We start from the raw sequence: 18,960 nt of genomic DNA, 5'->3' as shown, positions 1-18,960 counted from the left end.
CGACAAAATAGTGATCTAGGCCACATATTGGCCCCGCCCCTTCACCTAGCAACAGAGAGCAAGTAATCTCCCCCTAACTTAGGTTAGGCAGACCTTAGTAACATCGATCCCGGCCTGCCCACGGAAAGGTTCCCCTTGACTACCGCACTCTCCCGCCGACTCTCCGCCGCCCTGTCCGTCGGCCTGGTCACCGCCGCACTGGCGTCCTGCTCTCCGGCGACGCCGGACCAGGAGCAGGGCCAGGGCCAGGACCCAGCCGGCGTCGACAAGCCCGCCGAGGGCGACGCCGACTTCCCCGTGACCATGTCCCACGCCTTCGGGGAAACCACCATCGACGATAAGCCGGCGCGGGTCGCGGCGGTGGGCTGGGCCAACAACGAGGTCCCGATCGCCCTGGGCGTGGAACCGGTGGGCATGTCCGCCGCGGCCTTCGGCGACGACGACGGCGACGGGGTCCTCCCCTGGGTGGAGGACGCGCTGGCCGAGCAGAACATGACCACGCCGGTCCTTTTCGACGAGACCGACGGCATCCCCTTCGAGGACGTCGCCGCCACCCAGCCGGACGTCATCCTCGCCGCCTACTCGGGACTGACCCAGCAGGACTACGACACCCTGAGCAAGATCGCCCCCGTGGTCGCGTACCCGGACGTGCCGTGGGGCACCACGCTCGACGAGATCATCACCCTGAACTCCGAGGCGCTCGGACTCGGCGATCAGGGCCGTGAGCTGGCCGACGCCGTCCACACCGACATCGACGCCGCCGTCGCCGAGCACCCCGCGCTCGAGGGCACCACCGTCCTGTTCACCGCCTTCGGCAGCACCAGCGACTCTTCGAAGATCGGGTTCTACACCCTCGAGGATCCCCGCGCCGGTTTCCTGGCCGAGGCCGGAATGGGGGTGCCGCAGGTCGTGCGTGACGCCTCCGAGAACACCAGCGAGTTCTGGCTGGAGCACTCCGCCGAACGCCCGGAGGACTTCGCCGACGTCGAACTCATCATCTCCTACGGCTCCGACGACCCCGCCGAGAACGAGAAGACGCTGACCGACATGCAGGCGGATCCGCTGCTGGGCAAGATCCCGGCCATCCGTGACGGACACGTCGCCTTCCTCGGCTCCGATCCGTTGGCCGCCTCCTCCAACCCCTCCCCGCTTTCGGTCGGGTGGGGCATCAACGACTACTTCAACGTCCTGGAGACGGCCCTGACCTCCGATGCTTAAGCCCGCCAGCCCCGTCCGCCGCGTCACCCGGCCCCTTGCCCTCGGGACCCTGGGTGTTCTCCTGGTGATCGCCTGCCTCGCCTCCGTGGCGTTCGGGGTCCGCGACATCACGGCGGCGGACGTCCTCGCGGCGCTGGGCGGGGCCACCGACACCGCCTCCCAGGCCGCCGCCTACCAGCGCATCCCCCGCACCCTGGCGGCCGTCGTCGTCGGCGCCGCCCTCGCCGTCGCGGGCGCGACCATGCAGGCGATCACCCGCAACCCGCTGGCCGATCCGGGCGTGTTCGGGGTGCTGTCCGGATCCGCGCTGGCCGTCGTCGTCCTGCTCACGGTGGCCGGTTCCCCGTCCCCGGCGCTGATCTCGGCGGCGGCCGTGCTCGGGGCGGCCGGGGCCAGCGCCTTCGTCTACGCGATCGGCTCGGCGGGCAGGGCCGGAGCCACCCCGCTGACCCTCGCCCTGGCGGGCGCGGCCACCTCGGCCGCGCTGACCTCGCTGACCACCGCGCTGATCCTGCCCCGCTCCCAGAGCCTGGACTCCTACCGGCAGTGGATGGTCGGCGGCACCGGCGGCACGGACTGGTCCGAACTGTCCCTGGCCGCCCCGGTCATCGCCGTCGGCGTCCTCGTCGTCCTCGGTCACGGCGGCGGCCTCAACGCCCTGGCCCTCGGCGACGACGTCGCCGCCGGCCTGGGCTACGCCGTCACCCGCACCCGTCTCGTCGGCTGGGGCGTGGCCGCCACGCTGGCCGGCGTCGCCACCGCCCTGTGCGGCCCCATCGCCTTCATCGGACTGGTCGTCCCCCACGCCGTCCGGCTGGTCAGCGGCCCGGACCAGCGCTGGCTGCTGCCGCTGTCCGCCGTGGGCGGGGCCATTTTCCTGGTCCTCGCCGACACCCTGGGCCGGGTGGTCGCTCCCCCGGCCGAGATCGCGGTCGGCGTCGTCACCCCGCTGATCGGCGCCCCCGTCTTTCTCTGGGTCGTGCGCACGATGAAAACGAGGTCGCTGTGACGCTGGCCGGTGAACTCGCCGAGGCCCGGGCCGGGCGCCGCCGCCACCGCGCGGTCGTCACGCTCGCACTGCTGCTTGCCCTGGCCGCGCTGTGGGGGCTGCACCTCTCCCTGGGCCGGGTCGTCTACTCCCCCGCCGAGATCCTTGCGGGCCTGCGGGAGGGCGACTTCATCATCGCCCAGCTGCGCCTGCCCCGCGTCGCCCTGGCCACCGCGACCGGGCTGGCCTTCGGCGCGGCCGGCTGTGTCTTCCAGACCCTGCTGCGCAACCAGTTGGCCTCCCCGGACATCATCGGGGTGAGCACCTCGGCCGCGGTCGCGGGCGTGGTCGGCATCGTCGTCCTGGGCCTGAGCCAGTGGCAGACCTCGTTGCTGGCACTGGCCCTGAGCCTGGTCACCGCGGCGGGCATGTTCGCCCTCGCCCACCGCTCAGGCTTCTCTGCGACCCGGCTGATTCTGGTGGGGCTCGGGGTGGCCGCCTTCGGGCAGTCCGTCATCACCTGGACCATCTCGATCGCCTCCGCCTACGACCTGCCCGCCGCCACCCGCTGGCTGACCGGTTCGCTCAACGACGCCTCCCCGACCACCGTCACCCCGGTCGTGCTCGCCGTCGTCCTGCTGCTGCCCGTGGCCCTGGCCTTCACCCACCACCTGGACGTGCTGCGCTTCGGCGAGGACCTCGCCCGGGGTCTGGGCGTCCCCGTCGGCTTCTCCCGGGTGGTGCTGCTGCTGACGGCGGTGGGCCTGATCGCGGTGGCCACCGCCGCCGGCGGGCCGATCGCCTTCGTCGCCTTCCTCTCGGGCCCCATCGCCGCCCGGCTGGCCGGCGTCTCCACCCCGCCGGTGCTGCAGTCGGCGCTGGTGGGTGCCGTCCTCGTCGCCGGTGCGGACGCCGTGGGCCAGCACCTCCTGCCCGTGGCCTATCCGGTGGGCGTGCTCACCGGCGCCGTCGGCGCCCCCTATCTGCTCTACCTGCTCCACCAGAAGGGACGATCATGACCACTCTCACCGCCGAACGCATCAGCGTGGCCTACGAGGGCCGGGCCGTCATCGAGGAACTCTCGCTGCACCTTCCGGACGGCCGGGTCACCGCCGTCATCGGCGCCAACGGCTGCGGAAAATCCACCCTGCTCCGGACCCTGGCCCGGCTGCTGCCCACGACCTCCGGGCGGGTGCTTGTCGACGCCACCGACGCCGCCTCCTTCCGACCCCGCGAGTTCGCCCGCCGCGTCGGGCTGCTGCCCCAATCCCCCGTCGCCCCCGAGGGGATCCTGGTCGCCGACCTCGTCGGGCGGGGACGGTCCCCGCACCAGGGCCGCTTCGGGCGCTGGCGGGCCGGGGACTACGCAGCGGTCGCTGACGCCCTGGAAATGACCGGGCTGACGGAGCTGGCCCAGCGGCCGGTGAACGAGCTCTCCGGTGGCCAGCGGCAGCGCGCCTGGATCGCGATGGTGCTCGCCCAGCAGACCGACGTGCTCCTGCTCGACGAACCCACCACCTACCTGGACGTCACCACCCAGCTGGAGATCCTCGAGCTGCTCGGAGACCTCAACCGGCGCCTGGGCACCACCGTCGTCATGGTGCTCCACGACATGAACCTGGCCGCGCGCTACAGCGACCACCTCGTCGCGATGCGCGCGGGCGCGATCCTCGCCGAGGGCACGCCGGAGGAGGTGGTCACCGCCGACACCCTGGCCGAGGTCTTCGACCTGGACGCCCAGATCCTCACCGATCCCCTGACCCGCCGCCCCCTGGTCGCCCCCATCGGGCGCCGAACCCCCACGACCACGAAACCCACGACCACGAAAGCAGAGCCGCAATGACCTTCCGCCCCTTCTCCGCCCTCGTCGAGGACGTCGCCCGCATCAGCCCAAACTTCATCCGTCTCACCCTCGGCGGCGACCTGGCCGACTTCGGCCCCGCGCCGGGCGTCCCCGTCAGGGATCTGCGCATCAAACTCATGCTGCCCACCGACGACGGCCACCGCCCCGTCATCGCCGACACCGACTCCTGGTACGAGGACTGGCGGGCGATGCCGGAGGAGGAACGCGGCTACATGCGCACCTTCTCCGTCCGCGAGCTGCGCCGCGACCCCGACGGCACCCGTCTGGTCGTCGACGTGGTCCGCCACCTCGACGAGGGGGCGTCGGGCCCGGCCAGCCGTTTTGCGGCGTCGGCCCGGCCCGGGGACGGGCTGACCGTGATCGGGCCCGACCGCACGGATGACAGCGAGGCCGGCATCGAATTCCAGCCCCGCCCCGGGGAGGCCGTCGCCCTCTTCGCAGACGAGACCGCCGTGCCGGCCGCCTGCCGCATCCTCGAGGACCTGCCCGCCGACGCCACCGGGTCCGCGTTCCTCGAGGTGCCGACCGAGGCCGACCGCCTGCCCGTCGACGCCCCGGCCGGGGTGGGCGTGACCTGGCTGGTCCGGGACGGCGCGGAGCACGGGAGCCTGCTGGCCGGCAGCGCCGGGGCCAACGTCACCGTCACCCGCGACGACTCCCCTGAGCTGCCGTGGATCCGTGCCGAGGAGCGCCGGGACGGGAACGCGGACAACTTCTACTGGATCGCCGGTGAGGCGAGCATGGTCACCACGCTGCGCAGGCACCTCGTCGCGACGGTGGGCGTCGACAAGTCCCGGGTCGCGTTCATGGGCTACTGGAAGATCGGCGTCGCCATGCGCGGTTAGCGCCGCGTCCCCACCATCGGGAACCACAGCAGGATGGCGATGACCGTCATGCCCGCCCCCACCAGCGACGGCGCCGCAAAGGAGAATCCCGCCCCGACCACGAGACCGCCGATGGCCGCGCCCGCGGCGTTGCCGAGGTTAAACGCCGACTGGCTCATCGCCGCGGCCAGCGTCTTGGCCTCCCCGGCTACGTCCATCAGCCGCAGCTGCACCGGCGCCGTCAGCGACGCCCCCGCGAAACCGATGGCGCCGAAGATGAGCGTGGCCGGCACCGCGTGGGAGGCGGCGAGATAGAAGGCCACCAGCATCACGGTCACCGACACCAGGGAGACGAGGATGGCGCGGTCGACGTTGCGGTCCGCCAGGCGGCCGCCGGCGTAGCTGCCGAGGGTGTTGCCGACCCCGTAGGCCATGAGCACCAGCCACATCCACCGCACGTCGAGCCCGGCCATCTCCGTCATCGTCCAGGTGATGTAGGTGTACACGGAGAACATTCCGGTGAAACCGATGGTGGCCAGGGCGATCGTCAGCCACACCTGGGGCAGTCGCACCGCGCCGAGTTCGGTGCGGACGTCGGTGGGCTTCATGTTGACCATGTGCGGCATGAGCAGCACCAGCAGGCTCAGCGCCGCCAGACCGATGACGACGACCAGGGCGTAGGCCGCCTGCCAGCCGAGCCACTGCCCCAGCGCCTGGGCGGCCGGCACGCCGATGATCGTGGCCACCGACAGGCCCATGCCCACCAGGGCGATCGCCGTGCCCCGCTTGCCCGGCGGGGCCATCGAGGCGGCCGAGAGGCCGGCCACCGAGAAGTACGCGCCGTGCGGCAGGCCCGCGATGAAGCGGGCGACGAGCAGCACCTCGAAGTTCCAGGCGAACGCGGAGAGCACGTGGCCCACCACCAGCAGCGCCATGAGCAGGACGAGCAGGCGCCGGCGGGGCATGCGCCCGGTCACCGCGGTGATGGCGGGGGCGCCGACGACGACGCCGAGGGCGTAGGTGGCGATGATGACTGAGGCGCGGTCCTCGCTGACGCCGAGATCGGCGGAGATCAGCGGCAGCAGACCCATCGACACGAATTCGGTGGTGCCGATGGCAAAGGAACCGAGCATGAGCGCGGCGAGGACAATGTTGCGCCGTGCCGGGCTGATCTCGGTCTGTCGGGGCACGCGGGGCTGAGAATTGATCCGATCAGTCACGATTGCGCAGCGTACCCAACGCAAGAGGCGAACGCCGAAGATGGTGGCGTCGACAAGCAGTCCCCAGCGGGTGGCGAGGATGTCCTTGGGACAGCTGGGCAGGGCTCCTCGCCGCAGAGGCGGCACGCGGAGCAGCGCATCCCCAGCACAGAAGGGTAAAAGCCGTGTCAGGGAGCCCGGAGAAACTACCCGGGACTTCCCCACGTTCGGGAACACGCTCTCCACACCCCATCTGCCCAAGCATCCGCCCTGGAACCCCGGGCAGACGTTCCCGCCCCGGAGAGTTCTCGCGCTCAAGGTGAGAGACTTTTCCGCCGCCGCCCGGCACACCACCCACCTGTGCTTGCCCCGTCTCAGCGCCGCCCGCCTGAACAGACAATGCCGTGTTTACTTCTCAGCTCGCATAGACTTTCCATCGCAGATCCCCGAGTAGAAGGTACACCCTGATATGGATGCGCGTCTTGCTGTTCGCCGCTTGCCCAACTTCCGTGACGAGGAGCGCGCGCTGCTGCGTTCCCTCAACAATCTGGAGGGAGTTGAGCTCACCGATGCCCAGATTATCAACGTCTACGACGTCTTCGACGCGACGGACGAAGACATCGCGGCCCTGACCTCCTCGATCGTGAGCGACGCCAAGGTCGACGCCCTGCTCGGCACCGACGAGTTTGCCTCCGCACTGGCCACCGCTCCCGCCCACCTGGGCGTCGAGCCGCTGCCGGGCCAGTACGATCAGCGTGCCGACGCCGCCGAGCAGGCTCTGCGCCTGCTCAACCCCGACACTGTCGCACGCATCACCACCGGCGTCGTGTACGTCTTCAGCGAAGTCTCTGACCAGGCCTTCGACGCGATCCGCTCCTACCTGATCAACCCCGTCGAGGCCGGCGAGAAGAACCTCGACGTGCTCCGCGCCCCGTCGATGGGCGAGGTCGAACCGCTGACCGCGCACCCAGATTTCCTGGAACTCGACTCCGACGGCCTGCAGGCGCTGCTCGCCGACGAAGGCATGGCCATGAGCCTCGCGGACCTGGAACTGATCCAGCAGTACTTCCGCCAGGAAGAGCGCACCCCCACCGAGGTGGAACTGGCGGTGCTGGACACCTACTGGTCCGACCACTGCCGCCACACCACCTTCAACACCGAGCTGACCGAGATCACCAACAGCAGTGATCGCTTCCGTGAGCAGCTGGACCGCGCACTGGGGCGCTACGACGAAATCCGCGAGCTCAACGGCCGCACGCACAAGCCGCGCACCCTGATGGACCTGGGCACCATCATGGGCCGTGAGCTGCGCCGCAACGGCACGATGACCGACCAGGAGGTCAGCGAGGAGATCAACGCCTGCTCGGTCTACGTCGACGTCGACACCTCGGAGGGCGACAAGCCGTGGCTGCTGATGTTCAAGAACGAGACCCACAACCACCCCACCGAGATCGAGCCCTTCGGCGGCGCCTCGACGTGTCTCGGTGGCGCGATCCGCGACCCTCTCTCGGGGCGTTCCTGGGTCTACCAGGCCATGCGCATCTCCGGTGCCGGCGACATCAACACCCCGCGCAGCGAAACCATGCCGGGCAAGCTGCCCCAGGCTGACATCAGCACCCGCGCGGCGCAGGGCTACTCCAGCTACGGCAACCAGATCGGCCTGGCCACCACCGGTGTCCGTGAGCTGATCCACCCGGGCTACGTCGCCAAGCGCATGGAGCTGGGCGCGGTCGTGGCGGCGGCGCCGCAGGAGAACGTCAAGCGCCTCGAACCGGAGACCGGCGACGTCATCATCATCCTCGGCGGCCGCACCGGCCGTGACGGCGTCGGTGGCGCCACCGGCTCGTCCAAGGCCCACGACGAGGAATCCCTGACCCGCTCCGGCGCGGAGGTCCAGAAGGGCAACCCCGTCAACGAGCGCAAGATCCAGCGGCTCTTCCGCCGCCCCGAGGTCGCGCAGATGATCGTGCGCTGCAACGACTTCGGCGCCGGCGGCGTGTCCGTGGCCGTCGGTGAGCTCACCGACAGCATCGATATCCACCTCGACCGGGTGCCGCTGAAGTACGCCGGCCTCAACGCCCGCGAGATCGCGCTCTCCGAGTCCCAGGAGCGCATGGCCGTCGTCGTCCGCCCCGAGGACGCGGACGCCTTTATCGAGGCCGCTGCCGCCGAGAACATCGAGGCCGTGGCGCTGGCCGACGTCACCGACTCCGGTCGCCTGCGCATGTACCTGGGCGAGGAGCTCGTGCTTGACCTGTCGCGGGAATTCCTCGACACCGAGGGGGCAGATCGTTTCCAGGATGTGGTGATGAAGGATGAGGCAGGCGTCGACAAGCCCGCTCAGCCCGCCACCGTCCTGGAGTCGCTGACCCGCCACGGCTCCCAGGAGGGCATGGTCGAGCAGTTCGACTCGACCGTCGGCCGCTCCACCGTGCTCATGCCCTACGGCGGCCGCACCCAGAAGACCGACGAGCTCGCCTCGGTGCAGACCCTGCCCGTGCCCGGCGGCTCGAACACCGCGTCGGTGATGACCTGGGGCTACAGCCCCGAGCTGGCCGACGACCACCCCTTCCTCATGGGCTCCTACTCCGTCGTCGAGGCGCTGAGCCGTCTCGTCGCCACCGGCGCCGACGCCCGTGGCGCGTGGCTGTCGGCCCAGGAGTACTTCCAGCGGCTCGACAAGGTGCCGGAACGCTGGGGCGAGGTCACCCAGTCCCTGCTCGGCATGCTGGAGGCGCAGGACGCTTTCGAGGTCGCGGCCATCGGCGGCAAGGACTCCATGAGCGGAACCTACGGCGACGACCTGCACGTTCCGCCGACGCTGGTGACCTTCGCGGTCGCCACCATGGACGCCCGCAACGCCCTCAGCGCCGCCATCCCCGCCGGCGGACACGACGTCTACCACCTGGCGCACACCCCGCTGGAGACCGGTGAAGCCGACTACGGCCAGCTGCGCGCGAACTTCGACGCCTTCCACGCCGCCGCCGGGTCCTTCGCCGCCGCTTCCCCGATCATCGCGGGCGGGCTCGGGGCGACGATCGTCAACATGCTGCTGGGCAACGAGCTCGGCTTTGCCGGCGGCACGCCGGCCGAGGCCGCGCTTGGTGGCCTCGTCTTCGCGGTCCCGACCGGCACGGAGGTTTCCGTGGCGGGCGCCGAACTCGTCGGCACGACCAACGACACCGGGGAGATCGCCTTCGGCGACGAGTCCTTCACCGTCACCGACGCCCTCGACGTGCTCGAGCGCGACTACCGCGAGGTCTACCCTCTCAACACCGCCGAGGGCGAGGCGCTCCCGGACTTCGCCCTGGAACTGCCGACGACGGCGCCGACGACGCCGGCCGCCGGTGACGGCGCGGTCCACGTGCTGCTGCCGGTCTTCCCGGGCACGAACTCCGAGTACGACATGGCCGAGGCTTTCCAGGCCGCCGGCGCCACCACCGAGTTCCACCTCATCCGCAACCTCACCCCGGAGATGCTGGCCGCCGACACGGAAGAGTTCATCACCAAGCTGGATTCGGCCGACATCCTCGCCTTCTCCGGCGGGTTCTCCCTCGGCGACGAGCCCGACGGCTCCGCGAAGTTCATGGCGGCATTCCTGGGCTCGACGGACGTGGCCGAGGCCGTCAAGGGTTTCGTCGCCCGCGACGGACTGGTCCTGGGCATCTGCAACGGCTTCCAGGCCCTGGTCAAGAGCGGCTTCCTGCCCTACGGCGACCCCGCCAAGATGACGGCCACCTCCCCGACGCTCGCCCACAACCGCCAGCTGCGCCACGTCTCGCGCATCGCGACGACCCGCGTGACCGCCAACGGATCGCCGTGGCTGAGCAGCTTCACGCCCGGCCAGCAGCACCTCATGCCGGTCTCCCACGGCGAGGGGCGCTTCGTGGTCACCGAGGACGAGGCCCGCACGCTTTTCGACGCCGGCCAGGTCGCCTTCCAGTACGTCGACGCCGACGGTGCCCCGACCATGGACGCCCCGGCCAACCCGAACGGCTCCAACTACGCCATCGAGGGCGTCGTCTCGCCGGACGGCCGCATCCTGGGCAAGATGGGCCACCCCGAGCGCTTCCGCGACGGCCTGATGCGCAACATCCCCGGCATTGAGGAGCAGAACATCTTCGCCAACGCCGTGAACTACTGCCGCGCAAAGTAGTCACGCGCAGCGCCTGACCGGCCCCAGCCTCCTCGGAGGATGGGGCCGGTCCGGTTTTTCCGACCACCCCGCATCGACAAGGCCGACAAGCAGGCAGGCGGTGAATCGGACTACGACGATGGCCGGCTCTCCCGGGGGTACCAGACCGACGTCACAGATTTAACAGTACGTACGTTCTGTTCCTTGGGGGTATTGTGGGGGCGAAAGTACCGATAACCCATTAGGGAGCACAATGAGCACCATCATCTGGACCCGAACCGACGAAGCACCGCTGCTGGCGACCTACTCGTTCAAGCCGGTCGTCGAGGCCTTCGCCTCCGTCGCAGGAATCAACGTCGAGACCCGCGACATTTCGCTGGCCGCCCGCATCCTCGCCCAGTTCGGCCACCACGATGACGCCCTCGCCGAGCTCGGTGAGCTGGCCAAGACCCCGCAGGCCAACATCATCAAGCTGCCGAACATCTCGGCATCGCAGGTCCAGCTGAAGGCCGCCATCAAGGAACTCCAGGCCAAGGGCTACGACCTGCCGGAGTACGAGGACGCGAAGGACAAGTACGCCGCCTGCATCGGCTCCAACGTCAACCCGGTCCTGCGCGAGGGCAACTCCGACCGCCGCGCCCCGCAGGCGGTTAAGAACTTCGCCAAGAAGAACCCGCACTCCATGGGCGAGTGGTCCGCCGACTCCAAGACCAACGTCGCCACCATGGACGCCAACGACTTCCGCCACAACGAGAAGTCCGTCGTCCTGCCGGCCGCCGACAACCTCTCCATCGTGCTGGTCAAGGCCGACGGCTCCGAGGACGTCCTGAAGTCCGACCTCAAGGTCCTCGAGGGCGAGGTCATCGACGGCACCTTCATCTCCGCCAAGGCACTCGACGAGTTCCTCCTGGCCCAGGTCAAGCGCGCCAAGGAGGAGGGCATCCTCTTCTCCGCACACATGAAGGCCACCATGATGAAGGTCTCCGACCCGATCATCTTCGGCCACATCGTCCGCGCCTTCTTCGCCGACGTCTTCGCCGAGTACGGCGAGCAGCTCCAGGCCGCCGGCCTCAACGGTGAGAACGGCCTGGGCGCCATCTACGAGGGCCTCGACTCCCTCGACAACGGCGCCGAGATCCGCGCCGCCTTCGACAAGGCCATGGCCGAGGGCCCGGCACTGGCCCAGGTCAACTCCGCCAAGGGCATCACCAACCTGCACGTCCCCTCCGACGTCATCATCGACGCCTCCATGCCGGCCATGATCCGCGCGGGCGGCAAGATGTGGAACAAGGACGACCAGACCCAGGACACCCTGGCCGTCATCCCGGACTCCTCCTACGCCGGCGTCTTCCAGGTCGTCATCGACGACTGCCGCGCCAACGGCGCCTTCGACCCGACCACCATGGGCACCGTCCCGAACGTCGGCCTGATGGCCCAGAAGGCTGAGGAGTACGGCTCCCACGACAAGACCTTCAAGATCGCCGCCGACGGCAAGGTCCAGGTCCGCAACGCCGCCGGCGACGTGCTCATCGAGCACGACGTCGAGGCCGGCGACATCTGGCGCGCCTGCCAGACCAAGGACGCCCCGATCCAGGACTGGGTCAAGCTGGCCGTCAACCGCGCCCGCCTGTCCGGCATGAAGACCATCTTCTGGCTGGACCCGGAGCGCGGCCACGACGCCCAGCTGATCACCCTGGTCGAGAAGTACCTCAAGGACCACGACACCGAGGGCCTGGACATCTCCATCCTCTCCCCCGTCGAGGCCACCAAGATCACCGTCGAGCGCATGCGCGCCGGCGAGGACACCATCGGCGTCACCGGCAACGTCCTGCGTGACTACAACACCGACCTCTTCCCGATCCTCGAGCTGGGCACCTCCGCCAAGATGCTCTCCGTCGTCCCGCTGATGGCCGGCGGCGGCCTGTTCGAGACCGGCGCCGGTGGCTCCGCCCCGAAGCACGTCCAGCAGCTCGTCGAGGAGAACCACCTGCGTTGGGACTCCCTGGGTGAGTTCCTGGCCCTGGCCGAGTCCTTCCGCCACGAGAAGAACACCAACGGCAACGAGAAGGCCGGCGTGCTCGCCGACGCCCTCGACGCCGCCACCGAGAAGCTGCTCGACGAGGGCAAGTCCCCGTCGCGCAAGGTCGGCGAGAACGACAACCGTGGCTCCCACTTCTTCCTGGCCACCTACTGGGCCGAGGCGCTCGCGGCCCAGACCGAGGACAGCGAGCTGGCCGGCAAGTTCACCGAGATCGCCAAGGAACTGGCCGACAACGCCGAGGAGATCAACCAGGCGCTGCTCGACGTCCAGGGCACGGAGGTCGACCTGGGCGGCTACTACGCACCCAACGACGAGAAGACCGCCGCAGTCATGCGCCCGGTCGAGAAGTTCAACGACATCCTCGCCGCGCTGAAGTAGGCGCGACAGGCCCGGCCCCGGAGACTCTCCGGGGCCGTCCCCTTTTCCCCGGAACCTTCCGCGGGCGAGGGCGGTCTAAGTAGGTGAAGGCCCCGGGAACACGGGCGTCGGCCGGAGCTTCGGGGGGTGCCCCGGCCGACCAGGGTGTTCCCGGGGCCTTTGCCACTGCCCGGAAACAGCTCTGTCTATTTTTATTCAATCGCGGTGCCTGGGGTTTTGGGTGAACTAGACAGAGCTGTTTGCGCAACGTGAACGCTATTTCTACTCTGGAGGCAGTCTGCTCCCCACGAAAGGTTGAAGCCATGGCCAAGTACGACAACTCCAACGCCGCCAACTGGGCTTTCGAGACCCGATCCATCCACGCCGGCAGCGGCCTGGACGGCGCCCACGGCTCCCGCAATGAGCCCATCCACATGACCACGTCGTACGTGTTCGACTCGGCCGAGAACGCCGCGAACCGCTTCAACCTCTCCGAGGGCGGCTTCATCTACACCCGCCTGAACAACCCGACCGTCGGCGCGCTCGAGGAGCGCATCGCCTCATTGGAGGGTGGCGTCGCCGCGCTGGCCTTCGCCTCCGGCCAGGCCGCCGAGACCGCCGCCATCCTCAACCTGGCCGGCGCCGGCGACCACATCGTCACCTCTCCGCGCCTCTACGGCGGCACGGAGACGCTCTTCCAGGTCACCCTCAAGCGACTGGGCATCGACTTCACCTTCGTCGAGAACCCGGACGACCCGGCGTCCTGGCAGGCCGCGGTGCGGCCCAACACCCGCGCCTTCTACGGTGAGACCTTCGGCAACCCGCAGGCCGACGTCCTCGACATCCCGACCATCGCCGAGGTCGCGCACGCCAACCAGGTGCCGTTGATCGTCGACAACACCATGGCCACCGCCGCCCTGGTCCGCCCGCTCGAGCTCGGCGCCGACATCGTGGTCAACTCGCTGACCAAGTTCTACACCGGCAACGGCTCCTCCATCGGCGGCGTGCTCGTCGACGGCGGCACGTTCGACTGGACCGTCGAGCGCGACGGCGCACCCGTCTTCGAGCAGTTCGTGACCCCGGACCCGGCCTACCACGGCCTCAAGTACGCCGACCTGGGCGCGCCGGCCTACGCCCTGAAAGCCCGCGTCGGCTGGCTGCGCGACACCGGCGCGGCCCTGTCCCCCTTCAACGCCTGGGTCGTCCTGCAGGGCCTGGACACCCTCTCCCTGCGCGTGGAGCGCCACAACGAGAACGCCGTCAAGGTCGCCGAGTACCTGGCCGCCCATCCGAAGGTCGAAGCCGTCAACTTCGCCGGCCTCAAGGACTCCCCGTGGTACGCCACGAAGGAGAAGCTGGGCCTGGACTACACCGGCTCCGTCCTGGCCTTCACCCTCACGGGCGACCAGAACGACCGCACCGCGGCCTGGAAGTTCATCGACGCCCTGAAGCTGCACTCCAACGTCGCCAACATCGGTGACGTGCGCTCCCTGGTCGTCCACCCGGCTTCGACCACCCACTCCCAGTCCGACGAGAACGGCCTGGCCCGCGCCGGCATCTCGCAGGCGACCATCCGCCTGTCCGTCGGCATCGAGAACGTCGACGACATCATCGCCGACCTCGAGGGCGCGTTCAACGCGCTCTAAGCACCAGCACCCATTTTTCGACAGACACGGCGGCCCGGCGGTTCCGGGCCGTCGCGTCTCGCCCCCGGAGGGGACCTTCATGCCTGACCTCGCCACCCCCGGCCTCCTCGCCTACCAACCCATCGGCGACTACGAGACCGAAGCCGGCGGCACGATCCTCGACATCACCATCGCCTACCAGCGGTGGGGCACGTTCCAGGGAGACGCGGACACCAACAACGTCATCCTCATCGAGCACGCCCTGACCGGTGACACCGACGCCGCCGAGTGGTGGGGCGGGCTCATCGGCCCGGGCAAGGCGCTCGACACCGAGCGCTGGTGCGTCATCTGCACCAACGTCATCGGCGGCTGCTCCGGCACCACCGGCCCCGCCAGCGAGCACCCCGACGGCGGCAAGTGGGGATCCCGCTTCCCGGCCACCTCCATCCGGGACCAGGTCGGCGTCGAGAAGCAGTTCCTTGACGCCATCGGCATCAACCGCGTGCACGCCGTCATCGGCGGATCCATGGGCGGCGCCCGGACACTCGAGTGGGCCGCGATGTACCCGGATGCCCTGGACGCGGCGTGCGTCATCGCGGTCTCCGCCCGGGCCTCGGCCTGGCAGATCGGCATCCAGTCCGCGCAGATCTCGGCGATCACCCGCGACCCGGACTGGCACGGCGGCGACTACTACGGCGTGTGCGAGGGCCCGGTCACCGGGCTGGCCGCGGCACGGCGCATCGCGCACCTGACCTACCGCGGCGAGATGGAGATCGATGAAAGATTCGGCACCACCGCGCAGCAGGGCGAAAACCCGCTCGGCGAGTTCCGCGATCCGAGCCAGCGCTTCGCCGTGGACTCCTACCTCGATTACCAGGGCCGCAAGCTCGTCGAGCGCTTCGACGCCGGCAGCTACGTGGCCCTGACCGAGGCGCTCAACCGCCACGACGTCTCCCGCGGCCGGGCCACCCTGAACCAGGCGCTCTACTCGATCAAGGTGCCGACGATGGTCATCGGCGTCGACACCGACATCCTCTACCCCTTCCACCAGCAGGAGCACCTCTCCCGCAACCTCGGCAACGTGCTGAGCATGCACAAGCTGGTCTCCCCCGTCGGCCACGACGCGTTCCTCACCGAGGACCGCCAGATGGACCGCTTACTGCGCCGGTTCATCTCCCTGGTCAACGACGGCCGCGAGCCCACCGACGGCTTCGGGCACGACCCCGAGGGCGCCTGGATTATCTAGGCCCGGAGCAGACCCTCCCCGATGAAACCCTCGCCGCCCACCCCGGGCGGGATGAGGTAGACGCCAGTGTTGGTCGTCTTCAGGTATTCGGTGAACATGGCGTCGCGCGCCATGTTCCGGTGCACCGCCGCCACCCGGCCCGGCGACTTCGTGTACGCCATGAAGAACAGCCCGGCGTCGAGTCGGCCCTGGTCATCGTTGCCGTCGATGTAGTCGTAACCGCGGCGCAGCATCCGGATGCCGCCGTTGTGGTCGGGGTGGACGCGAGCGACATGGGATTCAGCGTCGATGAGCGGGCGGCCCCGCTCGTTGACGGCCGTGAAGTCCGGCGCGTCGAACTCACCCCCGCCGGACAGCGGGGCGCCGCTCGCCTTCGCACGGCCGGTGACCCGCTCTTGTTCGCTCAGCTGGAGCGAATCCCAGATCTCCACGGACATGGCGATGCGTCGGGCGGTGAGGTAGCTGCCGCCGACGGCCCAGTCGCTCGCGGGATTGCCGGTGGCGGGGATCCAGACGTGGTCGTCGAGCAGCTGCGGCTGTTCCGCCTTGAGGTTGTTGGTCCCGTCCTTCTGCCCGAAGAGGTTGCGCGGGGTCTGCTGGCTCGTCGACGTCGAGGACGAGCGGCCGAATCCGCGTTGTGACCAGCGCAGCACCGCATCCGGCACCGCCAGACGCGTGAGGTTCCGGATGGCGTGTGTGCTGACCAGCGGATCGTTGGCGCAGGCCTGGATGCACAGATCCCCGTGGGAGCGTTCCGGGACGATGAAGTCGTTGACCATGACGGACATGTCCTCGAAGTCCCGGGGCATGCGCCCGGCCAGTCCGAAACGATCGGTCCGACCGTCGCCGCCAACGAACAGGGAGCGTCCGAAGCCGAAGGTGACCGTCAGCCCGTGGGGGCCGAGATCGAAGGCGTCGCCGGAGTCGTCCGGGGGGAAGTTGGGTCCGCCGCCGAAGGCGCCCCTGGCAGACATTTCCCCACCCACGACGAGGCGCCGGGCGGCGTCGCTCCAGCGTTGCATGAGCTTCGCGAGATCTTCACCGGTGGCGGACTCGTCGAGGTCGAAGGCCGCGAAGTGGAGGGTGTCCTGGGCCGGAGTGACGATGCCCGCCTGGTGCTCGCCCTCGAAGGGGTACATGAGGTCGCCGGGCTCGGCCGGAGTCGGCGTCGGCCGGGCGCAGCCGCCGATCAGACCCGCGCCGCCCACCGCGGCCGCCCCGCCGAAGAACTGACGACGGTTGAGCTTCATCTAGGCCTCGATTCCCAGCACGGTGCCGGTCAGGCGCGCCAGGGGCTCGCGCAGCGCGTCGAGCTGTCGGGTCAGTTCAGCCTGCTGACCGGCGTCGACCTGGTCGTAGAGGACGAAGCCCTCCTCCAGGCTGCCGTACTCGTCGAGCAGGGTCTGCATCTCCTCGAACTGGGTGGTGATGCCCTCGACGAGTTCCTGCCCTTCGGCTCCCTTATCCTGCGCGATAGGCGCCACCAGATCGAACGCCGCGCGGGCGCCCTGGACGTTGGCCTGGAAGTCCCAGAGGTCGGTGTGCGACCACCAGTCTTCCTCACCGGTGACCTTCGATTTGGCGACCTCCTCGAGCAGGCCGATCGCACCGTTGGAGACCGTGCTGACGTTGATGCCCTGGTCGGCGATGAACTTCTCGTCGTTGACGGTCTCGCGCAGTGCCGCGACGTCCGCCTTGAGCGTCTCCGCGACGACCTGGCGCTGCTGCGGGGTCGACTCCGTCCAGCCCTCGCGGGCGGGAGCGCCGTCGGCGTTGCGCTCGTCCTCAGTCGGCGGCCAGAGGTCCTTTTCCATGCGGTGGAAGCCGAGCCACTGGTCGAAGGTGGGATCGTCCTGCTTGAGCAGCTCGGCCTCGGCGAGGTAGTCGACCTCGCGGAAGTCGATGCGCGGATCGAGGGGTCCGAGCGCCTCGGCCAGCGGTTCGATGCGCTCGTAGTGCACTCTTGCGGTGGCGTACCGGGCGCGGGCGGCCTCGTCGTCGCCCGCGGCGTAGGCGTCGGCGAACTCGTTGACCTCGGGGACGAGCGCGTCGACCTCGGCCCGGACGAAGTCGACGTAGGAGGTCACGACCTGGCCATAACGTTCCTGCTCGGAGGTGTCGACGGGAATCGGATCGCCGGTGACGGTGAACGCGGCCTGTCCCACGTTTGCCCCTCGCAACCCCGGCTTACAGGCGGTGTAGTAGTCACCCGGAGCCAGGGAGACGGCCAGCTCCACGGTGTCGCCCGGGGCGATGTTCTCGCGTTCGGTCACGATCTGCAGTCCGTCCGCTCCCAGGATGTAGAACTCGGTGACCTGCTCGCCCTCATTGGTGATGGCGAAGGTGTGGCTTCCGCTCTCCACGGAATCGGTGGAGACTGTGCATGCCTCGGCGGTGGAGGCCACCTCGACGGCACCGGTGGGGGAGCTCCCGGTGCAGGCGGCCAGGGCGAACGTCGCGGCCGAGAGGGTGAGGATGAGTGCGGGGTGCTTCATGCGGTGGTTTCCTTGACGCGTTCGGTGAGGATCTGGGTGGTGGGGGTGCCGGGACTACGGGGCTTCGGACGCCGGGTGGCGCGGACTTTCCGCACGAACGCCGGGACCACGACGAGCAGGTAGCAGGCCCAGGCGATGATCTGCAGCCACGACATCTGCGGCTCAAAGCCGACGGTGCCCTTGAGGAAGGCGGCCAGCACGCCGGCGGGGTCCATGACGTTCTCGATGTTGAAGGCCCAGCCGAAGGGGAAGGACGCCAGCCAGAACGGGTAGGTGGCGAAGCCGGTGAGCACTTCCCCGGTGCGCGGGTGCGTGGGGGCGATCGGCGCGCCGGAGAAGGGGCCGGGCAGGAGCGCCGCCTCCTGGAGGTCATGAACGCCGTAGGCGAGGATGCCCGCGGCGACGACGATGAGCAGGGCCCCGGACCAGGTGAAGAACGAGGAGAGCCGGATCTTGAGGATGCCCCGGTAGAGCAGGTACCCCAGGGCGGCGGCGACGGCCAGGCCGACCAGTGCGCCGATCAGCGCCGCGGGGCTGGTCATCCAGCCCCAGAGCATGAGGGTGGTTTCGAGGCCTTCGCGGGCCACGGCGAGGAAGGCGACCCAGAAGAGGGCGGCGCCGCCGGCGGCGATCGCGGTGCTGGCGCTGGCCTCGAGGTCCTTCTTCATGGTGGCGCCGAGCTTGAACATCCAGAAGATCATGCCGGTGATCATGACCACGGCCAGCAGGGACATGACGCCGCCGACGATCTCCTGGGCACGGAAGGTCAGCGAGGAGCGACCGAAGGTGAAGAGGGCACCGAGGGCGGCTAACAGGGCCAGAGCCAGGGTCACGCCGCGCCCGATCGGTGCGCGCAGGTCCGGCCGCTGCTGTTTCTGTACGTAGGCCAGCAGGATACTGATGATCAGTGCAGCTTCCAGGCCTTCCCGGATGCCGATGAGGAGCGAGGCGAAGAACACGGGCGCGAA

At 69.3% G+C, this 18,960-nt stretch carries 13 protein-coding genes; 9 read left to right on the top strand and 4 right to left on the bottom strand.

From position 1 onward, the window contains the following. The first annotated feature begins 135 nt into the window (after positions 1–135). The 5 genes from CGUA_RS03050 to CGUA_RS03030 are packed head-to-tail and all read left to right on the top strand — an operon-like array spanning position 136 to position 4,915. On the top strand, positions 136–1,218 hold the full coding sequence (locus CGUA_RS03050; protein WP_290197610.1) for an ABC transporter substrate-binding protein: 1,083 nt from the start codon (positions 136–138) through the stop codon (positions 1,216–1,218). Continuing rightward, the gene (locus tag CGUA_RS03045) at positions 1,211–2,227 is read left to right on the top strand and encodes a FecCD family ABC transporter permease (protein WP_290197607.1); all 1,017 of its coding nucleotides are present in this window, start codon (positions 1,211–1,213) and stop codon (positions 2,225–2,227) included. The genes CGUA_RS03050 and CGUA_RS03045 overlap by 8 nt, the downstream gene beginning before the upstream one ends. Then, complete coding sequence (locus CGUA_RS03040) at positions 2,224–3,225, top strand: FecCD family ABC transporter permease (RefSeq protein ID WP_290197605.1); 1,002 nt, start codon at positions 2,224–2,226, stop codon at positions 3,223–3,225. The genes CGUA_RS03045 and CGUA_RS03040 overlap by 4 nt, the downstream gene beginning before the upstream one ends. Further along, positions 3,222–4,049: an ABC transporter ATP-binding protein gene (locus CGUA_RS03035; RefSeq protein ID WP_290197604.1), complete on the top strand. Its 828-nt coding sequence runs from the start codon at positions 3,222–3,224 to the stop codon at positions 4,047–4,049. The genes CGUA_RS03040 and CGUA_RS03035 overlap by 4 nt, the downstream gene beginning before the upstream one ends. Continuing rightward, complete coding sequence (locus CGUA_RS03030; RefSeq protein ID WP_290197602.1) at positions 4,046–4,915, top strand: siderophore-interacting protein; 870 nt, start codon at positions 4,046–4,048, stop codon at positions 4,913–4,915. Before CGUA_RS03035 ends, CGUA_RS03030 begins: the two co-directional genes overlap by 4 nt. Here the strand turns inward: CGUA_RS03030 and CGUA_RS03025 are convergent. Beyond that, on the bottom strand, positions 4,912–6,114 hold the full coding sequence (locus tag CGUA_RS03025; protein WP_290197599.1) for an MFS transporter: 1,203 nt from the start codon (positions 6,112–6,114) through the stop codon (positions 4,912–4,914). The genes CGUA_RS03030 and CGUA_RS03025 overlap by 4 nt on opposite strands. A gap of 448 nt (positions 6,115–6,562) precedes the next feature. On the opposite strand from CGUA_RS03025, the gene CGUA_RS03020 reads away from it, so the two are divergent. From CGUA_RS03020 to metX, 4 genes are all read left to right on the top strand, one after another. Continuing rightward, positions 6,563–10,249, top strand: a complete 3,687-nt coding sequence (locus CGUA_RS03020) for a phosphoribosylformylglycinamidine synthase (RefSeq protein WP_290197597.1) — start codon at positions 6,563–6,565, stop codon at positions 10,247–10,249. Between the two features lie 232 nt (positions 10,250–10,481). Continuing rightward, the gene (locus CGUA_RS03015) at positions 10,482–12,647 is read left to right on the top strand and encodes an NADP-dependent isocitrate dehydrogenase (protein ID WP_290197595.1); all 2,166 of its coding nucleotides are present in this window, start codon (positions 10,482–10,484) and stop codon (positions 12,645–12,647) included. 302 nt (positions 12,648–12,949) lie between these two features. Further along, positions 12,950–14,272: an O-acetylhomoserine/O-acetylserine sulfhydrylase gene (locus CGUA_RS03010; protein ID WP_290197594.1), complete on the top strand. Its 1,323-nt coding sequence runs from the start codon at positions 12,950–12,952 to the stop codon at positions 14,270–14,272. A gap of 79 nt (positions 14,273–14,351) precedes the next feature. Further along, positions 14,352–15,497 (top strand): homoserine O-acetyltransferase MetX, encoded by a 1,146-nt coding sequence (gene metX, locus CGUA_RS03005; protein WP_290197592.1) that lies wholly within the window; start codon positions 14,352–14,354, stop codon positions 15,495–15,497. Here metX and CGUA_RS03000 read toward each other — a convergent pair. Genes CGUA_RS03000 through efeU form a run of 3 tightly spaced genes read right to left on the bottom strand, consistent with a single transcriptional unit; the run spans position 15,494 to position 18,951 of the window. Beyond that, a complete protein-coding gene (locus CGUA_RS03000) occupies positions 15,494–16,747 on the bottom strand; it encodes a Dyp-type peroxidase (protein ID WP_290197590.1) in 1,254 nt (417 codons plus the stop codon). The two genes, metX and CGUA_RS03000, sit on opposite strands and share 4 nt — an antisense overlap. After that, positions 16,748–17,992: an iron uptake system protein EfeO gene (gene efeO, locus CGUA_RS02995; protein WP_290197588.1), complete on the bottom strand. Its 1,245-nt coding sequence runs from the start codon at positions 17,990–17,992 to the stop codon at positions 16,748–16,750. Next, positions 17,989–18,951 (bottom strand): iron uptake transporter permease EfeU, encoded by a 963-nt coding sequence (efeU, locus tag CGUA_RS02990; RefSeq protein WP_290197586.1) that lies wholly within the window; start codon positions 18,949–18,951, stop codon positions 17,989–17,991. The genes efeO and efeU overlap by 4 nt, the downstream gene beginning before the upstream one ends. Positions 18,952–18,960 lie beyond the last annotated feature (9 nt).

The organism is Corynebacterium guangdongense (genome assembly GCF_030408915.1).
GTDB lineage: Bacteria > Actinomycetota > Actinomycetes > Mycobacteriales > Mycobacteriaceae > Corynebacterium > Corynebacterium guangdongense.
This window is presented reverse-complemented; position numbering and strand designations above follow the sequence as displayed.

Coding starts and splice junctions, on each gene's coding strand:
- CGUA_RS03030 (WP_290197602.1), top strand. CDS start 4,046: ATGACCTTCCGCCCCTTCTCCGCCCTCGTCGAGGACGTCGCCCGCATC.
- CGUA_RS03045 (WP_290197607.1), top strand. CDS start 1,211: ATGCTTAAGCCCGCCAGCCCCGTCCGCCGCGTCACCCGGCCCCTTGCC.
- CGUA_RS03010 (WP_290197594.1), top strand. CDS start 12,950: ATGGCCAAGTACGACAACTCCAACGCCGCCAACTGGGCTTTCGAGACC.
- CGUA_RS03035 (WP_290197604.1), top strand. CDS start 3,222: ATGACCACTCTCACCGCCGAACGCATCAGCGTGGCCTACGAGGGCCGG.
- efeO (WP_290197588.1), bottom strand. CDS start 17,992: ATGAAGCACCCCGCACTCATCCTCACCCTCTCGGCCGCGACGTTCGCC.
- CGUA_RS03000 (WP_290197590.1), bottom strand. CDS start 16,747: ATGAAGCTCAACCGTCGTCAGTTCTTCGGCGGGGCGGCCGCGGTGGGC.
- metX (WP_290197592.1), top strand. CDS start 14,352: ATGCCTGACCTCGCCACCCCCGGCCTCCTCGCCTACCAACCCATCGGC.
- CGUA_RS03020 (WP_290197597.1), top strand. CDS start 6,563: ATGGATGCGCGTCTTGCTGTTCGCCGCTTGCCCAACTTCCGTGACGAG.
- CGUA_RS03015 (WP_290197595.1), top strand. CDS start 10,482: ATGAGCACCATCATCTGGACCCGAACCGACGAAGCACCGCTGCTGGCG.